The sequence below is a fragment of the Chryseobacterium sp. WG14 genome (assembly GCF_024586945.1).
Taxonomy (GTDB): domain Bacteria; phylum Bacteroidota; class Bacteroidia; order Flavobacteriales; family Weeksellaceae; genus Chryseobacterium.
Window position 1 is genome coordinate 1 of sequence record NZ_JALCZD010000002.1, and the last position, 23447, is coordinate 23447.

Below are 23447 nucleotides of genomic sequence, written 5' to 3' on the forward strand. Positions count from 1 at the left end.
GAGATTAATAGATTCTGAATAGTAAGTTTTGGCTAAAGCCAAATGATGAATCCTTAAAGAGAAAGTGGGCTAAAGCCCACTCCTATTGATATTAATTCTATTGTTTGTACTATAGACGCTATGCTTTCAGTTCTTCCTACAACACCCCACCTAACTCCTAACTAAAAATGCACCTGCTGAATTTTAAAAGTTGATATAGGTTAAGAAAGGAAGTTTATGGCGTAAAAATGCTGAGGAAGTGAAAATATAGATATGTTGGATTACACAAAGACGCTATTTTTCTACATTCGATATTTTTTAAGAGGCAAGGGTTTTATCTGCGATAAAATTTCAAGCCCGAATATGCTTTTTTTCCAAAGATTGAGCAGATTATATGAATAAGCGCAAACATCTGTGCTATCTGTGGGAGATTAATAGATTCTGAATAGTAAGTTTTGGCTAAAGCCAAATGATGAATCCTTAAAGAGAAAGTGGGCTAAAGCCCACTCCTATTGATATTAATTCTATTGTTTGTACTTTCAGTTCTTCCTACAACACCCCACCTAACTCCTAACTAAAAATGCACCTGCTGAATTTCTTTTTCAATTTCTTTTGGTGTTTCGTTGTCTGACTGAATAAAAATCATGGTAACCACTGCTCCAATCAGCATACAAATACCTCCTACTACTACATAATCCATTGCCTGATTTCCAAAGATATTGCTTACGATAGGTCCTCCAAACAAGCCATTGATGATCTGTGGGATTACAATAAAGAAGTTGAATATTCCCATATAAACTCCCATTTTCTTTTGTGGAATTACCTCAATCAACATTGCATAGGGCATTGCCAGGATACTTGCCCAGGCAAATCCCAGGCCGATCATTGAGATCCAGAGATTGTTTACATCTTTAATAAAATACATAGAAATCAGTCCCAGCCCCCCACAAAGTAATGCCAATGCATGAGTCTGTTTTTTACCAATCCATTTGGCGATAGGAGTTAATAAGAAGGCAAATGGAACTGCCCAGAGGTTATACATTCCGAATAGTTTGCCGGTTAAATCTCCTGCATTATTAAATTCTTTGGAATGGGTATCCTCCGGGGAGAGACCAAAGTGATGAGTAGCCAGCGCACTTGTAGTAAATACCCACATGGTAAACAGTGCAAACCAGGAGAAAAACTGAACAATACCCAGCTTTTTCATCTGGGTTGGAATGGTGGCGAAATCTTTAAAAATATCTGAAAACCTGGAATGTTCTTTTTCTTTATCATCTTCTTCGAATTCGGCAAACTCCTTAGGAGAGTATTCCCGGGTACTTATAATGGTATATAGGATAGCTACCAAAAGCAATGCTGCCCCCACATAAAAAGAATAAATCACATTATCTGCCACAAAGCCTTCTGGAGCAACGTTAGAAACGCCTAGTTTGGTTAACCAATCCGGCAGGTATGAGCCTAGTACCGCTCCAATACCAATTAAAATCGTCTGTATGGAAAACCCTAATGTTCCCTGATGTTTCGGAAGCATATCTCCCACCAGCGCCCGGAAGGGTTCCATGGCAATATTAACAGAAGCATCCATCATGGCAAGAAAAATAACAGCTAACAGCAGTGCATTGGCAGCAAACATCTGAGTTACGGAAGCTGCATTAGGAAGTAATACCAATCCTATGGCACACAAAACGGCTCCAATCAGGAAATAGGGTTTCCTTCTTCCTAAGGGACTCCAGGTATTGTCTCCCATATGTCCTATAATGGGTTGAACAATCAGTCCGGTAATGGGTGCTACCAGCCAAAACCATGACAACTCATGAACATCGGCTCCCAAATTGGCAAGGATACGGCTTGCATTTCCATTTTGCAGCCCGAAAGCCATCTGGATTCCCAGGAACCCCATACTCATGTTGATAATCCGGTTAATTGACAGCTCCGGTTTTATTTTTTTAGCCATTATTTGATGGTATTATTTAGTTTTCAGTTGTTGGATCAGCACATCCTCAAGGGCTGTTTTTTCGGCAACCACTTTATCTACCACCTCATTAGGAACTGTTACAGAAAGAACATATTGCTTTACTTTCCAGTTTCCATTAATTTTTTCTACCACTCCTGAACCTCTGCATATTTTCATTTGAGTATCCAATAACTCATCAAACCAGGCCAGCTTTCCATCTTTACTGAAATAAATGTTTCTTTTAAGAGAGGTAAAGTTCCAGGTTCTCTTTTTGTCAAAGTGAGGTTTTGCCCAAACCATGAATTCTTTTTTATTCCAAACTTCAGTAGCATCTGTTCCAATAAAGGTAGATTCATCCGCAAAGAAATTAAAGTAGGCGTTGTAATCTGCTTTTGCGGCTGCTACATTAAAGGCATTAAGCATGGTACTGATTTCCGACTTTTCTTTTTCAAACCCATTTTTTGATTGTGCAGAAAGTACAGAAAATCCCAGTACAAAGAGGATTAATATGTAAGCTGTCGTTAGTTTTTTCATATGTATTAATTATTTTTCAAGTTCAATGATCAATGGCGTTTTTGCAGAAATATTGATCGTATTTTGCAACATAAATTCTTTTCCTGAAATAACATCTTTTCCTTTTGAAAATCCTTTGAGTGATTCTTCAAAACGTTTTAAGTCTAACGTCTGATCTTTTTCATTATTATTCACAATCACCATTACGCTTTCTTTTTCGTTATATCTGAAATAAGTAAAAATACCATCCTGAGGAACGTAATTTTTAGTTTTACCGCTATGGATCACCTCTTTACCTTTTCTCCAGTTCAGTAATTTGCTGGTGAACTGAAAGAATTCTTTTTGTTCAGCGGTTTGTGAAGATGGGTTGAATGCATTCTGTTTATCTGATTTCCATCCGCCGGGAAAATCTCTGCGGATATCTGCATCTCCTCCTTTGTTTTTATCTCCACGCATTCCTATTTCTGATCCGTAATAAATCTGGGGGATTCCGCGAACTGTGGAAATCATGGCAAGACCCATTTTATAGGCTTTAGGATCAGCATTGAAGATCTCGTTCCATCTTTCGGTATCATGATTTTCAAAAAATACCAGCATATTATTAATATCCGGATACAGGAAATCACTGGTAAAGGAATCGTAAATTTTTATCATTCCTGTATTCCAGCTTTCTTTCTCTTTAAAGGCTTTAGGCATATCTGCAAACAGCATAAAATCCATTACTGACGGTAAATTGGAATTATAACCTGCCGCTTCTCCTGTTTTGGAATTTTTCTGCCAGGCTGAAATTTGCCCTGGTGTATACAGCCAGGTTTCGCCTACGATATTAAATTTGGGATATTCGTCGGTAATCGCTTTGGCCCATTTCGCCATTGCTTCTTTATCATTATAAGGATAAGTATCTACACGAAATCCTCCTAATCCGGCATATTCTATCCACCAGATCGCATTTTGCGTCAGGTATTTTAAAACTAAAGGATTGTTTTGATTGATATCTGGCATTGTTTTATCAAACCAGCCATCCAGCGCATATTTTTTATCAATATCTGAAGCATTGGTATCAAACTGTGTGGTGGTTTTATAATTGGAGCGTTTGAAACCTTCATCTCCGTCCTTAAACCAATGAATCCAGTCTTTTGTTGGAAGATCTTTGATCATCCAGTGTGAAGTTCCCCAATGGTTGGTCACATAATCCATCACCAGCTTCATATTCCTTTTATTCAGTTCGTGGGATAAACTTTTGTATTCTTCGTTGGTTCCGTATCGGGCGTCTATTGTATAGAGATCAGTTTGGGCGTATCCATGATAGGAATAGACTTTTTCATTGTCTTCATTCACCGGAGTTAACCAGACTGCTGTGGCACCAAGGTTCTGAATATAGTCCAGGTTATTAATGATTCCCCGAAGATCTCCGCCATGTCTGCCATTGGGTAAACTGCGGTCTACTTTCTCTGTCAGTTCCGGTTTGGAATCATTCTTTTCGTCACCGTTGGCAAAACGATCCGGCATAATCAGGTACATAACATCTTTTGAGGTAAAAGATTCCCGGTTTGCAGAATTAGGTTCTCTCTGTTTCAGTTCGTACATATAAGAGGCTAGATTCTTCTTCCCTTTTTTGATATTGATGGAAAACTTAGGAACATTTATTTCACCGGTATTGACAGTAATAAAAACATAGTTTGGATTTTCAACTTTCTGAACACCCTTAATCTGTATACCATCTGAAAGAGTGATTTCATGATTCGCGATATCTTTCCCGTACACTAAAAGCTGTAGTTCGGGGTTTTTCATTCCCTTCCACCAAAATGCCGGCTCTACTTTTTCCAATGTTTTTTGAGAAAAAGCGGCAGAAGCTACGGAAAGGGCTAATGCTGCATAAATTGTCTTCATAGTAATGGACAATTTAGCATTAAAAATTTAAATAGAGGGTATTTAATAATGACTAAAATTTTACAATTCAATTCTACCAGATTATAATGACCAATTGATTTTCATAATTAAATGATCTCTAAAACCTATATCAATAAAATAGCCAACTCAGAGAGCTGGCTGTTTTATGATATGCTATTGAAGGTATGAATTTATTTTTTGAGGATTATTTTTTTTAGAATATCCAGTCTCTGATCTCCATTTATTTGTTTTCCGGTAAGATCATTCTTAAAAATTTCACTAATAGTATCATTTTTAGTAAAAAGTTGAACACTTTGTCCTGCATATTTTCCTGCATAATTTCTGTTAAAATAATCTCGTGACCATACCATTATACTATCATTGAATATATACTTAACATCTACTTTGGAGAAGCTTGTAAAAGCTTTCTCAGAATTGGCTAGTGGTAATTGATGTTCACAATACCAATATTTCCCTTTATTCAAATATAAAATAGAATCAAATTTATAAAAGGTAGTATTCTTTTTATTGATTGAGATTGTCTTTACTGAATCTTTCTCTTTAAATATCTGATAAAAATTTCCATTATAGGAATCAATATCATTTATTTTTTCAATACCTGATAAAGAAAACTCATTAAAGTACTTATAATTAACCTCCTTAGTTATGTTCTTGTCTTTTTGGGAGCAAGAACATAATACCAAGAGCGCGAGAATATTACTTAGTGCTATCTTTTTTATTCCAATTGAACCATCCATTTTGTCTAATTTTTAAATCATATACTTCTTTTGATTTTTGATTGGGTGAAAAAATATGATAATCATTTACATCACCACCTTCACTTGCCTCGGGAGAATTTAAATAACTTGAATTCCCCTTATAGGTATAACCAGAAGGTACACTATGATCAGAGGTAAACACCATTGATTGTGTAATATCTGAAAATGACTGCATCATTTTTTTCGCATCAGCATCATTCTGGGCTGTAACGAGACATTCTCCAATAAACACCAATTTACCTTTTAATAAGTTACCTAAATGTTTAAACTGAGAGCTTGTACTCTCCAGTATTTTCGTTTCTGTACCATTTGGTGTTTGAACCTCCACTGGACCACCGTTTGGCATTTTTGCATGATATGCAGATTCACTTCCTATTTGGAAAAACCCCTGATTACCATGTTGAGAGACAGACAAGGCACTGAAGTCCACATTTTGACTTTTCAATTTTTTAATTGACTGGGCAAGGCCATTTATTCCTGATACAAAAATCATAGGCATGCCCTGTTGCTTGGCTGCTTTATATTCGGACAGCATAGCAGCATCTGATTTATAATTTAAAGGCAGGACTAAAACAGTACCATAGTTTTTATTTTTACTGATATTTTCATATCTGTATCTAGGGCGAGGCTCTCTTCCATCGGGATCTATCAGATTTATTGGATTGTCAAATGTATAGGCATATGGATTCCAGCTAGCATAGCTTCCTGCCATAGGATCCACTCCATACCAAATACTCAACCTAGGATTATAATATCTTGCTCCATAATAATACAAACTAGTTTCTTCATCTAGTTCTTTAGCATTAAATTTATAAGGATTATTATAAGCTCCAGTCATCTGCTCTGCCATAGTTTCTCCAAAAGGTAAATTTAAGAAAAACTGAGTAGGTTTCATATCCTGGTTCGTCACAAAAGTAGCTGTTCCCAAATGATCTCCATGCAGATAATAAACACCTGCCTGAAGTTGTGGTCCCTTAGCTAATTCAATTTTTACCTGACTGAAATCTATTCCTGCTTTTTCAAGATACCGCTTCAGATCAGCTCCATTATTTTTATCTTTTGAAGCAATCCCGGGGTTAGCCTGCTGTCTCATGGTTGGAAAGTCAAAGTCCATAATTCGGCTTGCTACTCTTTCTGATCCTGCAAAATAGTGTTTTGTGAGCATTTTATTTGAATTCTCCACATGATAAGCATTAGGATATATCTTAAAACTATTGACCTGGATTGTTCCTGGATCTATAACCTGTCCATTCTGGTAGAGTTGCGCTCCTTGTTCCAGGTTACATTTAATTATTCTTTCTCCTTTATCATCGTAAACATAATACTGGAAAACACCTTGACTTTCTCTGTTAACAGCCTTCAAACGATCCTGCTCGTCCCATAATAACTGATCGGATTCTCCATACTTATTATATCTTGTTACATTCCCATTATAATCGTATTCAAATTTTTCATACTGCCCGGTACTTGCATTTTCAATATGCTCTACTTTATGGGTACCTGATACATAATAATATCTGTTATCATATGAATTCAAATCATTTACATTACCATCCTGATTATGTTTCTGATACTTCTGTTCAATTCCACCAGCATTATTGTATGCCATAGTCATTTCAAAATCTGAAGCGGTTGTACCAAAATGAGTCTGTGGATCTCCGGTAAAGCTTCCATCAGAAGAAGTAAGCCTGTTCAAATGATCATATTTATAATTGAAAATATAATTCCCTCCCATTTCATTATATACTCCAGCAGTATTTTTCAGCTCTGTGATATTCCCTACATAATCATATTTATAATCATTTCTCAGAAGATCCGTTCCATAATAATCTTTAAGACGGTGGGTATTCAGTTTTCTGTCAGCTGCAGTGTATGTAAATTCCGATTTCGTACCATTACCTAGCTCAATAGAGGCTCTCTGCTCATATTGGTCATAAACAATCTCTTTAACATATTCATACCCCTCCTTGTTGTGTATTCTTTTAAGATTACCTCCAAGATCGTATTCATACTGTACAAGTTCTCCATCTGCATACGTAAGGTTTTGGATTCTGTTCCAGCTGTCATACTCAAATAAAGTCCTGAATTCCATATTGGGAATTCCATATCCTGAAATCGTTTTATGCTCCATTACCACTTCCCCCATATTTCCATATTCAAACTTGGTTGTTCCGGAATTATCTGATTGGAAAATAACTTTTCCAGCATTATTTCCTGAACCTGGAGGCCCATATTCATAATGAACATTAGAAGGATTAGCTCCTGGCAGATCCGGGAATTTCACATCAGAAAGTCTGTTAATATCATAAACATAATGAATATACTGCTGAGCAGAACTTGTGTTTTCCATATTAGTAGTAAACAATCTGATCATATTTCCAGCAGGGTCATATTCATATTTATTTACACCATGATCCGGATGTTCCACCTGGGTTCTTCTCCCTCCCTTGTCATAAGTATACAATGTTTTAATACCTGTTGGATCTTCAGTGGACTTCAATTCTCCAATCGTATTATAGTTGTACTTCGTAGTCAATGCCTGTCCATTCAGATAACTTTTAACCTGCATCGTTTTTCCTTCTGAACTTGTAAATGTTTCGGATTTAAGCTGAGTATTACTATTCTGAAATAGAACTAACGTACTCTTTAACATATTATTTTCAACAGAATACATTGTATTAGCTGTATGGAATAATTCATCGACCGTAACTGCAACTCTATCTTTAGTATCTCTTTGGATTGAGGAATAAAAAGGTGAAGGCGCACTCATATTAAGCCACACATTTGTATGATTCGGATCATTAGGAGGATACTTATTTTCAAAGATCGGATGATGCTGTGAAATAGCCCTTCCCACCACGTCATAAATAGTTCTTCCTGACACTGACATTTTCTCCTCTCCATTCAGCAGTATATCTTTTTTAGTCTGCACCACTTTCCCCCAACCATCTGAAAACGTCATCGTTTCTATCGGATTGGATGGGTCCTGTGGATTATAATTTTGTGTTAAACACCAATAATAATTACTAACATATCCCAAATTTGGATTGGGTGTTCCATATGTATTATAAGAATATTTAACGGTATAGGGTGCCCCTGCTTCTTTTTCTTTAGGAGCCAGTATTTTGGCAATACGTCCTTTAGCATCATATTCATATTCGGTAGTATTCCCAGAAGCATCGGTAGTTTGTCTTACCACATCAAATTTTGGATCATAATCTGATGATGAAGTAAACCCAAAAACATCCTTTGTAGTCACTACATACTTATGGGTATCCGTATCATATTGATAATCTAAAATATACCGTTCTCCGTTTTCATTCTCTGGATACATAATGTTCACTATATTTCCAAAAGAATCGTAGGTAATATCGGTATTTGCTATTTCTGAACTGTTCAATTTAGCGGAAACCTGAAGTATTAGACCTGTGTTAGGATCTATCTTTGTTGATCTTTCACGGATTGGATTGGATGTGGATAATGCTTCATAGACCTTTATTGATCTAGGTATGCTTATAATATTGTTAGGAGACGGATAATTATGATAATCAATCACGGTATTATAAGTAGCAGAATTGCTAAAATGCATCATTTGCTTAACAAAACCTTTATCCGTATAATCTAATCCTTCTCCCACTTGGGTATATCCTCCATTTTCAATATTTTTCTTTCTGGTATTCACCAATAATGCAATGGCCATTTTTCGACCTTCCTTACCTCCTGTATCAAAAGTTTCAGCAAGGGAACTGTTCATATCCAGTCGTGTGTTATTATCCTTAAATTTATAAATATTGTAAGTATACTCTGTTGAAGCATTAAGGTCATTTACACCTGTATACATCTCAACTTTTTTCAATTTACCATTTAGAAAATAACTCTTATTTTCATAATAATCTATCTGTGACCTGTAGATATTATTGCTATACCACATATCATAAGTAGTTACTTTTTCAAATCCAAAAAACTCACGTTCACGTCTGTCATATTTTCCCCCTTCATATTTAAATGTTTTTACAATATCCTTATTATTTGTTGGTGATAGATACGTTGGTGAGAAGATATCCGGATTCATCACTCTGACTTCTTTCATCACCAATCTTCCATGAGAATCATTATAAGTGGGTTTCACAAACTCGTAATCCAAACCAAAAACACTAAATGGCGCTTTATCTTTGAAATTGGTAACAGTTTTCAGTTTATTGGTTCTTCCAATTGTTGAATAATTTACTACAAATCCGTTGTCTTTAGAAACTACCAGATCCGGGAAGCCATCACCATTCATATCTTTAAAGGATTTATCTACTTCAGCAATGGAAAGCCCCATATTTCCGGTCACCTGACCTCCTATTTTCAGATAGATCAGTGGAATTGGTGGGAATGGCCACCATACAATCGGGAATGTGTAGTAATAGCCTGCTCCTACAGAAACTCCCCCTCTATAGGTTTTAGATTCGTTATTATAGTCTAATCCTCCACCATTTCTAAACAGTTCAACAGCATTAGAAAATCTGTTTCCAAGGTTGTACTTTACATACGTATTAGAACTTCCAACAATTAAAATATCTGCCAACCCATCAGCGTTGATATCTTCAAAAGTGGTTTTAGATGAACCTAATGCTGCAGATGCACCCGCACTCGCACTTACTACCAGTCCGCTCATCCCTCCAAAATCAAATCCCAGGCTGAAACCAAGTGATCCTACAGGACCCGATGCAAAGGTTTCTGCGTTTTTATAACTGTAGCCACTATCCAAACCATATCCTAAATTAAGGTAATACTTCATATTGCTTGAACCTCCGCCTGTGATTCTATCTGCTAATCCATCTCCATTCACATCCATCCAATAAGATTCTCCCGAATCTTTAGAATCATAATTTACGGAAGCCTGTGCAGACCATGATGCAGAGGTTTCGATTCCACTATTCATTGCTACATTAGGGCTATATGAGTACTGATTGGTATTACTTCTTACTTCTCCGTTTCTGGATGAAGCCCCTGTCTGGATAAATTTAGCCGCTGAATATTGTGGAGACAATGATTTGGAATAACTGTCTGTGTTCGATATATAAGCATTTACAAAAGGATTACGCAATCCTCCATGTCCTCCGGTAGAATTAGTGATCTGCATAGCATCTTTATACACCACATCTGGATAACCATCACCATTCATATCCATAAAGTCCTGTAGTGCTATATTCCCATCTCCTACTAAAACAGAGCTTGCATTTTGAATTCCAAAATTAAATAAGCTTCCGCTTAATGTATTCGTTCTCGATTTACTGTAATATTTTTTATTAATAGAGAACATTTTGGTGTCTACATTACCCTGAAGAAGCAAATTATCCGGTAAGTCAGGATTTGCAGTCTGTGGATTAAAGAAACCACTGGCTGTTTCATTATCCTTAAATGAATCTGCCATTGCGTATTGTTCAGGACCTACCCCAATCCATTTTTCAGTATAAGTAGTAACTTCATTGTCTCTTGGACCTGTTACCTGCTTATATACAGTTGGGTTTAATACCGTTACCGGTTTAGGCCCAAAATTAGCAGGGTTTTGATAGAATCCTGTATTGCTGATCTGCTGGGCAATACACTGTGCTGTTTCATCCTGTGTAGCAAGGTTATTGCACATCGGGAAATTAAGGTTTACCGGTATATTCACTTCCTGCATGGATGCAAGATTGATCAAACGTCCATAATTATCTGAAGGAGTTGCCGGATTCAGCATAAAACCATCAGTATTCCCAGTAGGAACTACATCAGCATATTCATTATAAAGGAACTGGCTCCAGTTATGATAAAACTGACCTATATTTTCTAATGCTGAGGAATTTATTGAGGTATGGTTAGCAGCAGCTATGAATGTATTGGCTCCATAATAAATATTAAATGGATTATTTTGAAATAAAGCACTGTAAGCTTTATAAAAATCATAGTCTGCTTTAGTTTTACAATATACCTGAATATTTAAAGTGACTCCACCTATTGGTGCACTAAAAATATCACCTGTATAAAATTCAGCAGGAGTGTTTCCAGAAATTATCTGATTATTATTGACCATATCTAGTTCAACAATACTTCCAGAGCTATTCATAGGAGACATTATTCTTCTTTTAGTGGCAATAGCTCCATTGCTTTTAACAATATAGTAAAAGCTACCCGCAGGAAGACCTGGGTTAGAAGGAATATTTTTATTAATCCCAATTTTATAAGTATTCACACCACTTGGGATATTAAGATACTGCATGTCTATCACAGGATTAAATTCTGTAATAACATCAGAAGGATACCCTGCTACAGCAGTATAATTTTGTGGATTTCCTGATGTAGGAGAATAATCTACATTAATTCTATTCCAGTTAACATCTCTAAAAGTAGTGTGGGAATCTGATTCCACAACAAAATTAATCGTAGCCGGAACATCATTTGTACCAAAGGACAAACTTGTTACATTTGCTACCCCCGGGTATAATGGAACGGTATCAAATGGAATATTGCTTTTAGCATAGGTCTTAGAATATATGACCTCTCCCGTAGTGGAGCTTGCCGTAGTTTTAATAATTTTAAAGGTAATATCATCCTGAGAATTTGGAAACGTAATTTTTGGAACTGTAATGCTAATGTTTCCCGGCGTATCTATAGAAATAGGTTTGGTATGATTATTTAAAAGGAAATTATAACTGTATGCACCATTATTAGCCCTGAACCCGTCCTGAGAAAGTCCTATAGAAATAGGTTTAGGAATTCCCACATAGCTTATCGTAGGATTAGACATCACTTTAAAGCTGTAATTGTCATTTTTATGCAGCCTTATAAATACTTTATCTCCCGATTTCACATATAATTTTGAAGCATCATTAATTCCTAAATGATCAGTACTTGAAGGTGGCAGAGCCTGTATTTGAGAATAATACGCATTATAGCCGGTAATTGATATATATTCTGACGGCATTCCTGCTGTAAATTCTTTTAAATAAATTCTCCCATTTTTATCAGGAGTAGCAGGGTTTTTAATTTCCACCGAATACTGTGCTTTAGCATTAGGTACATTTTCTACCTGCACATTATCTTCAAACCTGATGTATCCATCTCTTGAAGCTACCCAGACTTTAACAACATCATTCTTAGAGATATCCTGCCAGGTTCCTTCCAGTGGAGAATTATGCTGGATCATGGTATCTGCAACAATCACCATATTTTCTGTATTGTCACTATATTGAGTCATTTCAACAAATCCATCTGTTGGATTGATTCTTCCGAAAAGGACCCGCCCATCCTGGGCTACATCCATCACTCCGTCAGAGTTGGCATCCAAAATAAAAGATGAGGTTTCACTTTTACTGGTGGCCCACATCTGTGAGAAGTTGAATCCAATACCAAAAACGTTGACACCAGCATCATAACCTATATTCTGGGTTTTGGTTTTAGTAAGGGAAAAATTACTGTTCAGATAGCGTATAGGTCTTTCCTGTCCGAAACTGATATTCGCACCCGAAAGGTTTCCTGAACGAAGAAATAGTCCGCTACTTGGCTTTCTATAAATCAGATCTGGAATTCCATCGCCATCAAAATCCATAAGTTCCTGGGCTTTTTTAGCTTCTGCTTCTGAATGGCCCAAATTAAAAGATGCCATTACATGGCCATACGCTCTGGTAGGACCAGGCAGAAGAAAGTCTAAACCAACCCCTGGTACTCTTCCGTTCACCCCCCATTCAAATGTATTGTTAGCTGAAATCTTAGAAGGTTTCAAAAAATTAGGTAAAATGGGAAATGCATCTCCCCCACCTCCGGCATTAATATCTACAGAACCTCCAAAATTGACAGGACTGCTATTGGGTGTACTTTTGATATCATCAAAATATTCAAAGTCAAATTGTTCGGTTAGTAAGCTATTGTAAGCAACATCATTAGATGTATCCTTGTGTACTACACTTCTCAATAATGTTTTAAAAAACTGACCTTCCTTATAGGTGAATGTATAGGTTCTTATCAGCTCGCCATCATATTTTACATATATTTTAGATAGTTTATAGGGTTCTACTTCCTTCACTCCTCTTTTAGCATTGATACTGATATCCTGTCTGGTAATCCTGCTTTCTTTTTCAAATTCAACGGTATAATACTTGAGGTTTTGACCATCCATCTTCGTATAAGTGATTTTACTGATATGGAAATATTGTCCTCCGTTTAAGTTTTCATTTTCAGCAGTAAGCCCCTGTAATTTTATATTTTCATATTCATATTCAATGTAATTTTTGAGAGCGTCCTGCTCTCTCCATACTCCCCAGTGAACAATATTACCATTGCCATCTTTAATAACCGTATTTTCAATAACTCCAGATTCATTACCTCCATAGTAGACTTTACCTCCCTTCGTATTGGTAACTACCCATCTGTAATCTTTAGGAGTCGTTCCATATCTCTCAATTTTTGAAAAATCGTGATTTCTTCTAAGGAAAAAAGTCTTTTTATTATCGATTAACAGAGTATCCCGTTTTTGCTTCCTAGTAGTGAATATACTGCTGGTTTCACTGATATCATTATGCCTATGAGGCAAATAATTACCGTCATATACTAGGGTTTCACCATTTAAAGAATATAATTCAGTTTCTGTCTGACTATCAAAGCTTGGTGCACCCCAACGAGTATCTATACTGAGCGATAAAATGCCATTAACATCCCATCCTTCTCCCATCCAGCCATTAGATTTATTACTATCATAAGAAACACTGATATTAGGCTGCATCCCTTTCCTTCCAGATGGAATTACAATAGGGTACGACACATTTGATCCTCCCTTTTGATTCGCACTTGGAGGAGAAATAAAATTCCTCGCAGCTGCTGCATCACCTGCTTTCAATCCACTTATTCCCGTAGGATTAGAGGCGCTGAGTTGTGGAGATTCTGGTACGGAAATAATTCCATTGATATAATCTCCATCCCCGTCTGTTTCTACTGTTACCATTTTGGTATCCGTATTCACTACAGAAGTAGGGTCTTCAATCCATTTTTTTGAATTATAATCAAAATGGAATGCTTTAATTTCTTTAGCGGATCTTACTCCAAGCTTTTTCTCATCATAAGGAAAGGACAGTTTCACTTTTTTGGTAAAATTTCCTGACTTGGTATTTATACGATACGCAGTAGCATTTACAGATAGATTTTTAATCTCTCCGACAACAGAAGGGTAATCCTTTTTTCTCAATTTCAGTATTTCAACCTGCCCGGATTCTGCTACTGAATTCTTTTCAATGCTTACCGTAGCATTCTCATACTTTTCATTGTATTCCGAATCTTTTGATACAGTGACAATGAAAGGTACAAACCTGGCTTCATTTACAATTTTAAAAGAAGGCACACTTTGAGAAAGCGGATATTGTTTTGTTCCGGCAGAAGAAGAAACAGATACAAATCCTCTTTTCTTATCTTCATCCGAAAGTTTAACAAGTGTTTCAAATTCTCCTCTGGAAGATTCGACCATCTGGCCATTGATGTTTACAGCCTGGGATCCCCAATGGCTATCCGAACCTTTTACATATAAATGGTCTTCGGAAAGAAGTGTAGAAATCCCGTTTTGTGGATTCAGATTTTTTTCAAGTACTATTTTTACATTCTTTACCCGATATTTTATTCCGTTCAATGAAGAAGTAAAGAGAATTGTATTTTTTCCCTGATGTAATGAATTTAGGCTGACCTCTTCTTTTTGTACGCTCCATTTATTCCCCGGAACAATAATATCCCCACCGAACGCAACATTTTTGTTGATGGATCTGGAGACTGATTGGTAAGAATCAAGCCCAAACAGATCATACTCCAGATATGCTGCAACATTTTGGTTTTTAACTTCCGGAAGGTTTATGGTGAAGAAATTATCTGTTGCATCATCTGATTCATCATCAGAGAATTCACCGATAATACCTTGTTTTTCTATCGATTCAAATACATTCGCCGATTTTTCAATACGTGCGGATACTATTTCATGGAATCCTTTATTCTGAACACTCAAGCCTTCTGTGGGAGAAGGAGCTGCTGATATTTTATTCAGCAGAGGAGTGGAATGATTAATATGATCGGATAAGGAGGATGCTGTAGTGCTATCATTTTGATGATAGACATATTTCTTCATAAGCTGAAGTTTGAAAGCCCTCACTTTCTGTCTGTCCTCTTTCGTAAAACTTGCAAAAGTAAATACTGAAGCAAAGAATACTAAGATGAGAAGATGCTTTCTTCTCAACCTAATGGGTAATTTAGTTTTCATATATTAAGGGAAATAGTATTAATTAATCAACGACCACTTTGAAAGCCTTAATCAGTTTTTTGTTTTGAGTAAGTACGACCAGGTAGGCCCCTTGTATCTTGAGGCTCTTTTGATATATCGTAATTTTCGAATCTATTTTTTCGGTAGAAAGAATTCTTCCTCCGCCATCATAAATGGCAATCTCCAGTCCTTCTGTCGGCGGGAATTTTACTGTAAAATTATTATTCATTTTCACAGGATTCGGATACAGCATGTATTGGAAATCTGAAGTAGCATCGCCCGGTCCTTTTGTATAGGCAGGATCGTGAATATTGTTTTTATCGGGTTGCTTTTCTCCGGTAATATTGGTGGCAAAAGTAAAAACAGCTGAAGTTTTTTCTTCAGGAAATTCCACCCCTGAATACTCTATCATTTCATCATTCGCTTTTCCTTGTATTTTTTTTAAACTGCCATCCTCATTTTTAATAAGCATCCAGTAATTCAGCTGCAAATTTTCAGGGTTCATCAGCTTTTTAGCGATCTGCAGCACATATCCTTTTTTAGGAATCGTCTTGCCGATAAAATTGATTTCCCAATTTCTCTTCAATATCCTTAAGTTTTCTTTCTCTTCAAAACTGAGATCTTTATTATCATCAGACCATATCGCAAATGTATAGTTGTCTAACGGAGCATTATTTTCAAAATTAGTTCTTGAAATTTTTTCCCTTCCAATACTGATTGTCTTATCCTCCTGGTTGCTGGATTGCTTCTGGTTAAGCTCATTGGCGTCATCCCTACCTATACCGGTAGGTCTGTTCTTAAAATCTTTATGTTTTTCGGGATCCCAGATCACATCCCCTTTACTGTTGAAATATTTTACACCTACCAGCGAGATCCCGTATTTAATAGACAAATAGGTATGAACCCTTTCTAAATCACTTTTTGAAAGTTTCCTGGGAACAAAAATAGCCTCATAAAGATTTTTATCTTCAAGGCCTATATTCAAACGGTCTTTAGGGTTGCTGGAAATTTGTTTAGATCCCAGATAAGAAAAAATACTGGGTTTCTTTTTCAGTTCGATGAGTTTATCACTTCCACTGCTTTTAAAAGAGGTATTGCTAAGCGCTGCAATAATATCTTTATTATACCAGATGTTTTCGTCTTCATCTGAATGATGCACAACGATTAAGGATTGGGCATCATTTTTACTGTAGGTAATAGGCTTCGGAAAATGCTGCCTTATATTACAGTTGAAGTTGAGCAATGAACCATCATCGCATTTCGAGGTTTCTCGCAACGATTCGGGTTTTGCTTTTTCCCAGATCTTATTTTTCTGATCAATAAGTTGTGCATTACCATAGAAGATACCTAAGCACAATGCAAGGCAGCTGCACACATTTAAACGGTACTGAGTTTTCATTCTCTATGAGGGTTATTAGTACAGCCAAATTAGCAAAAATTATGAAACGAGCATTAAAAATTTAAAAAAAATCAATATTTTAATAAAAAATAACCTTTACAAACCAATAAAATAAGTAAATAAATCTTATTTCATTATTGTAATAAAAAACTGAAAACAGCTTCAAACAGGACATTTTGTTAGAAAAAAATAATAGTAAGAGTTCAGAAATCAGTTGGTTTGAAAGTAAAAATTTTTTTTTTACTTTCAGAAAGAATTTTGAATTAATATCATACCTATTTAATAAAAAAAGCCTTAAAAACCCATTTACACATTGAAAATCAATTTATTAAATTCAAAAAGCATTACTTTACATAATATAGGCCTATATTTTGGATCCTGAAGCAAATATTCCAAAATAATGATCATCCTCAGCTTTATTATCCTATTTTTATAAAGTTTTAAAAATAGATAACAGCATATAAACTGGAAATATATTTTAACTGATTTCATTTTTCTTATTAAACAACAATCTTTTATTCATAAAACATCATCACTTCCCCGTTTTAATTCATTTATTATGGATTTAAATAAAAAATATGGTATGCGGGAGAATATTTTTTCTAAAAAACTGGTTTACAATCTGTTTTATTTTTAGTTTTACAGAAAAAATGTTTGATTTTAGTACAATGTTCCATACTGAGGGCCCAGACGTTGTTTACACGTGGACCATTCCTGTATTTGCTGCTATAATTTTTATGGAAATGGCCTACAGTCATTTTAATAAAGAGAAAATTTATGAAACCAAGGATGTAGCAACTAATGTTCTTTTTGCACTGCTCAACTATGGATTGGATATTATCATGAAGGGCTTTTCCCTGTTTGTTATGATGTTTTTTTATCATCACCGCATTTTTGACTGGCAAGAAGGGATATGGTACTGGATTGCTGTATTTCTTGCCCAGGATTTCGCTTATTATGTCCATCATTATGTAGACCATCACTCACGGGTTTTCTGGGCTGTACACATTACCCATCACAATTCTGATTATTTCAATATCAGTACAGGTTTCAGAAGCCCTGTATTCCAACCTTTGTACAGATATCTATTTTTCTCCCCGTTAGCATTCATGGGGTTTCATCCATGGCATATTTTGGTAGCCTACTCGGCTATACAAATCTATGGTACCTTTGTGCATACCCAGTCTATTAAAAGCATGGGCTTTTTAGAGTACATTTTAGTAACTCCTTCCCATCACCGCGTACATCATGCCTGTAATATTAAATATTTAGACCGTAATATGGGAATGGGACTGATTATCTGGGACAAAATCTTCGGAACATTTGAAAAAGAAGATCCCGAAGTCCCTGTAAAATACGGAGTATATCCAAAAATAAAATCTAAAGACCCGGCTACGATGCTTTTTTATGAATGGAGAAGAATAGGAAAAGATATCCGCCAGCCAGGACTTTCCTTTAAAGACAGGATAAAATATCTTTTTTACTCTCCGGGATGGAAGCACGACGGCTCCGGAAAGACGGTAAAACAATACCAAAAGGAATATAACGAAAAGATAAAAAATAAGCCATTACCCGATAAAATAGAAATTTCAGAACCAGAATATCAATATTCAGATAAATAAAATATTCAATGGAAAATCAATACTTTATTTAAAAAAATAACTGCCCCGGCTCAGAGAGCCGGGGCAGTTTTATAATTGTTATAAAAATTTATTTTACAGGTTTGATAGAAACTGCGAAACCACCGCTTCTTACCATTTTAAAATTAATCTTAGACTTGCTGGTAATCTGTTTTTTGTAGATATTATAGCTTTGAGGATTGTCGATATAATCAGCATCTTTTCCATCTTCATAGATTGTTGCTTCATATTTCTTTCCTTTATCCAGGAATGAAAAATCTACAGTATACTCACGCTTATTTTCGTCCGTAATACCTCCTACAAACCAGTTTTCGGTACCTTTTGCTTTTCGGGCAGTAATCACGTAATCTCCAGGCTCTGCAGATAAGATTTTAGTATCATCCCAGTCTGCAGCTACATCCTTGATAAACTGGAATGCATCCATATGCTTTTTATAGTTCTCAGGAAGGTCAGCTGCCATCTGAAGCGGCATATACATCGTTACATATAATGCTAACTGCTTAGCCAATGTAGTCTTTACAAAACGCTTATCTCCAGGGAAATAATAATCTAATTTGGTTTGGAAAATTCCTGGGGTATAATCCATTGAACCCCCCATCCATCTTGTAAAAGGAAGAACGGTCTGATGATCTGGCTTATTTCCTCCAAAAGCCTCATATTCCGTACCACGTGCTGCTTCTGCAGAAATATAGTTTGGATAGGTCCGGCTTTCACCTGTAGGACGTACAGATTCATGAGAATTCACCATTATCTTATACTCATTGGCTTTCTCAGCGATTCTGTAGTAATGGTTGATCGTCCATTGAGAGTAATGATGCTCCCCTCTCGGGATAATATCTCCTACATATCCTGTTTTTACTGCATCATACCCATATTTATTCATCAGCTGGAATGCTTTATCAGACCATCTTTCGTAGTTTGCTGCCGAACCGGATGTTTCATGGTGCATGATCAGCTTTATTCCCTTAGAATGAGCATAGTCATTCAGCATTTTGATATCAAAATCCGGATAAGGAGTAATGAAATCGAAAACAAAATCTTTAGAATGCCCGAACCAATCTTCCCAACCGATATTCCATCCTTCGATCAACAGTCCCTGGAAACCATTTTCAGCTGCAAAGTCGATATATTCTTTAACTTTTGTATTGTTAGCAGCGTGTTTTCCGTTTGGAGTCAGTTTTGAGAAATCCGTTTTATCAATATGAACATTCTCCGCTGTGGAATATGCCCACTGTGATTTCCCGATGATCATTTCCCACCAAACACCCATGTATTTTGTAGGGTGAATGTAAGAAGTATCGGTATACTTTGTAGGCTCATTAAGGTTAAAGATCATCTTAGAGTCCATCACCTGTTCCGCTTTTGGAGCTACAATAATTGTTCTCCAAGGTGTTGTTGACGGAGTCTGGATATATCCTTTTGCTCCCTGTCTGTCAGCTGTCAGATGTGTTTTGAATCTGAAATGCTGTGAATCAACTTCCAGATGGGATGCCGGATAATCTAATACTGCAGCTTCCGCAACGTTGATATATAAAGGTTCTTTCCCTTCTCTTTTTAGCATTAATGGTGACTGAACTGCATTTTTCACTAATGACTGTGATGCATTGGCGTCAAATGCCTGATCCCATTTAGCAGGAATCTCAGAAACTTTTGTTTCCTGATACTGATATTCCTGAGAGTCGTAATCTGCTACCAACCACCAGGCTTTCATATCTGTAGGGAAATCGATTTCAGAATCTTCTTCTCTGATGACGAAATAATTAAGGTTTTTCTGTTGTGGAAATTCATATCTGAACCCCAGACCATCATTAAACAATCTGAATTTTACCACAATACTTCTATCTGTAGAAGCCTGGTTCAAAGTAACCGCCAACTCATTGTAATTGTTGATGTAGTTTTTCTTTTCCCCAAGAACCGGCTGCCACGTTTCATTTTTAGAATCTCTCTTTTCATCTACCTTTGCAAAACCGTTGTTTAAATCGAATTTTGCATCTTCCGGCTTAGCAATTTCGGAAGCAAATTTTATGGCTGTGTCTTTAAATAATCTTAATCCTAATTTAGAATCTTCAACTACTACTCCCCCATTATAGGTAAGGTTATAGTAAGGTACTCCATCTTTCAGCTGAAAATTCATTTCAAACTTCCCATCCGGAGATTTTAAAGATTGGGCTTTCACACCTACAAACATCATGGAGAGCAACACTGCTCCAACTGTAATTTTCTTCATAATGACTATTTATAATCTTAAAATAGATAAAGTGCTGCGGTAAAGCAACACTTTACTATATAATTCATTTAACTTATTATAATGGTTCGATTTTGTAGATTCCCAGTTTCAGGTCTACAGAAATTTTATAGTTTCCTCCGTTTCCGTTAAACGTAATATTTCCATTACTTCCTTTTGGAGCAAGATATCCTGTATTGCCATCTCCTAAAAGATTTCCCCAATCAAGATCTCCAAAGCTCTGCTGGCCCAGAAATTTAAACTGAGAGCCTGCCGGAAGGGCAAGGGTATGCTCAAACTTACCATCCCCCATGTTGGTCATAGCAATTGCTGTTGCAGCACTCCATGAGTTAAACGTACCTACGATGTATAGGTTTGCAGGATTCCAGACTGTGATTGGGGATGCAGATACTGTGATTGTTTTTTTTGTAGCTTCTGCATCAATAACAATTTTATACATTCCGCTGGCTCCGTTAAACTTAATATTTTCCGCCGGTGCAGCAGATAAATTGGAAGACCAGGTTTTAAAATATTTGTTTTCCTGTTTCATTCCTGCGAAATCTAAACTGTAATTTAATGGGTTCCAGTCCTTCTGTCCCAGGAATCTGAATGTTTTACCGATTTCCAGATAAGTATATATTGTAGAGATATTCTCGTTTTTATACAACAGCTGGGCCTTACTTGCCTCCCAACCTATAGCAGAGGCATCGCCTACTAAATAAAAAGAAGGGTATGTAGTCAAATAAGGAGTTACCTTCATTGAAATCACATTGGAATAAAATACCGCATTCCCTACGGAAGCCTTCATTCTTATTTCAATGTTTTCTTCAATTTCAGGCAGAAATCCCGCATCGATAATAATTTTATTAAAATCTTTTACGGTATAAGTGGTAGTCAAATCACTTGCTGTAAGATCTGTACTTTTAGCATCTTTAAAACCCGTTCCGGCTTTGGCAACCTCCAACGCATTATTGTTTACGACCGCAAGATTAAATTCCGGATTGGTCCAAGTAAATTTTACAGCTTTATCATTTTCGTTAGCTTTAATCATAACCAATGTGGTAGCATCCGCTGATAAAGTCGGAGTTTTCGTTATCTCCAGTACAGCTTTATCTTCATCCTTCTCACAAGAGATCATGAATATCCCAATGAAAACCGCAGCTAATATCTTGAATAAATTTTTCATTTTAAACGGTATTTAAAGGTTAGTAACCAGGATTCTGGATAAGATTAGGATTCGCAATAATATCCCTGTTCGGAATAGGGAAAAGGTTTCTGTAGCTTTCCACGGCTTTTCCTTCTTTTACATTTCCTTTCCAAGGCCATAGGTAATCACCTGTGGTATATCTGTTGAAACGGATAAGATCTGATCTTCTGGTGGTTTCCCAGGACAATTCTCTTGCTCTTTCATCTAAAATGAAATTCAGATTGATAGAAGTTACATTTCCATTGGTATTGCCATACGCACGCTCTCTCAATTGGTTAACGTAAGTGACCGCAGTGGCAACACTTCCACCAGCACCACCTCTGAGAACAGCTTCCGCATACATGAGGTAGATATCTCCCAAACGGTATAAAGGAATATCCGCTTCTACCCAGTTATCGTGGGCGCCGGGAGTTCCGTTACTTTTAATATTTTTATACTTGATAAATGCATATCCATTCGTAAAAACACCTAGGTTATTAATTTCCAGATTCTGCCCTGAGGTAAAGAATCTTCCTCTCTTATCAGCCCCATCGGCAGGAAATAAGCCTACAAATGCCTTTGTAGTTCTTAAACCACCCCATCCGCCACTGACTCCAAAATCAGAAGCCTTCATATCTCCACCTATTGCCGCATGAACCAAATAAGTAGTTCCGCCGTTGGTTTGAGTATTGATTCCGTCAAAATTTACACTTAGAATCTGCTCAGGGTTATTGATATTGTTATCTGCAAGGAATAGCTCGTCATATTTTGGTTTTAGAGAATATCCTGCGGCAATTACTTTGTTACAGTAAGTGATACAGTCTGTATTTCTCTGTGTTCCCGTATATACTTCTGCATTCAAATATAGTTTTGCAAGCAGTGACCATGCCGCTGCTTTATCTGCTCTTCCATACTCATTCGTTTTAGGGTCTTTTAGTTCGCCAGCTACTGCTAAAAGTTCAGACTCAATAAAGGTAAACAAAGCCTTTCTTTCTATTCTTTGTGGAGGAGTTAAGGATCCCGGCACGTAGGTTTCATCCACAAAAGGAACATTTCCAAACATATCAATTGCATGATAATAGGATTGTGCTCTCAAGAAGCGTGCTTCAGTTCTCATCAGCTTAGCTTGTACAAGATTGTCACCGGTAATATTATTTTCCGCTAATTTTTCATCCGTCACATTTCGCAGGAATTCATTACAGAAAGCAATTTCCGTGTACACTCTGTAGTACATAGCTGTAATAAATTCGTTGGAAGAATCCCAGGTCATTTTATGAAGCGTGTGAAGATTCCCGTCATTCCAGCCGATTACAGCTTCATCCGTCGTTAAAACATTCAGGTTGTACATCAGCCTCGTATACTGGGAAAAACCTCCGTTAATTCCGTTGATATCACTGTCAGGCTGGTCACCGTCACCGCTTATCTGCCCTCCCATAGCGAGACCTCCATATAGTTTTGCCAGAATATTTTTATAGTTAGAAAAATCTTTATAGATCACCTTTGCTGTAACATCCGTAATAGGTTCTCTTTCCAAATCATTAACGCATGACGCTGTGGTCAGTAGAAAAGCAACAGAAAGAGGCAGTACTATATTTTTAAGTTTGATTGTATTAAGTTTCATCGTA

10 protein-coding genes are annotated in these 23447 nt (G+C 36.5%); 1 reads left to right on the forward strand and 9 read right to left on the reverse strand.

Annotation, left to right across the window (positions count from 1 at the left end; all coding sequences use genetic code 11):
* Window positions 1–553 precede the first annotated feature (553 nt).
* The 6 genes from MP478_RS03235 to MP478_RS03260 form a co-directional block, all read right to left on the reverse strand.
* Complete coding sequence (locus tag MP478_RS03235) at window positions 554–1933, reverse strand: MFS transporter (RefSeq protein ID WP_257199567.1); 1380 nt, start codon at window positions 1931–1933, stop codon at window positions 554–556.
* 12 nt (window positions 1934–1945) lie between these two features.
* Window positions 1946–2467, reverse strand: a complete 522-nt coding sequence (locus tag MP478_RS03240; RefSeq protein ID WP_257199568.1) for a nuclear transport factor 2 family protein — start codon at window positions 2465–2467, stop codon at window positions 1946–1948.
* 9 nt (window positions 2468–2476) lie between these two features.
* The gene (locus MP478_RS03245) at window positions 2477–4336 is read right to left on the reverse strand and encodes a glycoside hydrolase family 13 protein (protein ID WP_257199569.1); all 1860 of its coding nucleotides are present in this window, start codon (window positions 4334–4336) and stop codon (window positions 2477–2479) included.
* Between the two features lie 191 nt (window positions 4337–4527).
* The gene (locus MP478_RS03250) at window positions 4528–5094 is read right to left on the reverse strand and encodes a hypothetical protein (protein ID WP_230034629.1); all 567 of its coding nucleotides are present in this window, start codon (window positions 5092–5094) and stop codon (window positions 4528–4530) included.
* On the reverse strand, window positions 5054–15373 hold the full coding sequence (locus MP478_RS03255) for an RHS repeat-associated core domain-containing protein (RefSeq protein ID WP_257199570.1): 10320 nt from the start codon (window positions 15371–15373) through the stop codon (window positions 5054–5056). The genes MP478_RS03250 and MP478_RS03255 overlap by 41 nt, the downstream gene beginning before the upstream one ends.
* A 22-nt stretch (window positions 15374–15395) precedes the next feature.
* Entirely contained in the window at window positions 15396–16772 is a 1377-nt protein-coding gene (locus MP478_RS03260) for a T9SS type A sorting domain-containing protein (RefSeq protein WP_257199571.1), read from the reverse strand.
* A gap of 650 nt (window positions 16773–17422) precedes the next feature.
* Here MP478_RS03260 and MP478_RS03265 point away from each other — a divergent pair.
* Window positions 17423–18394 carry a sterol desaturase family protein gene (locus MP478_RS03265; RefSeq protein WP_230034623.1) on the forward strand — a complete coding sequence of 324 codons (972 nt, stop codon included), beginning with the start codon at window positions 17423–17425 and terminating at the stop codon, window positions 18392–18394.
* Window positions 18395–18482: 88 nt separating this feature from the next.
* Here MP478_RS03265 and MP478_RS03270 read toward each other — a convergent pair whose 3' ends face one another.
* The 3 genes from MP478_RS03270 to MP478_RS03280 form a co-directional block, all read right to left on the reverse strand.
* Complete coding sequence (locus MP478_RS03270; protein ID WP_257199572.1) at window positions 18483–20639, reverse strand: glycoside hydrolase family 97 protein; 2157 nt, start codon at window positions 20637–20639, stop codon at window positions 18483–18485.
* 76 nt (window positions 20640–20715) lie between these two features.
* Window positions 20716–21822, reverse strand: coding sequence for a SusE domain-containing protein (locus MP478_RS03275; protein ID WP_257199573.1), 1107 nt, complete (start codon window positions 21820–21822; stop codon window positions 20716–20718).
* Between the two features lie 19 nt (window positions 21823–21841).
* On the reverse strand, window positions 21842–23443 hold the full coding sequence (locus MP478_RS03280; protein WP_257199574.1) for a RagB/SusD family nutrient uptake outer membrane protein: 1602 nt from the start codon (window positions 23441–23443) through the stop codon (window positions 21842–21844).
* Between the last annotated feature and the right edge of the window lie 4 nt (window positions 23444–23447).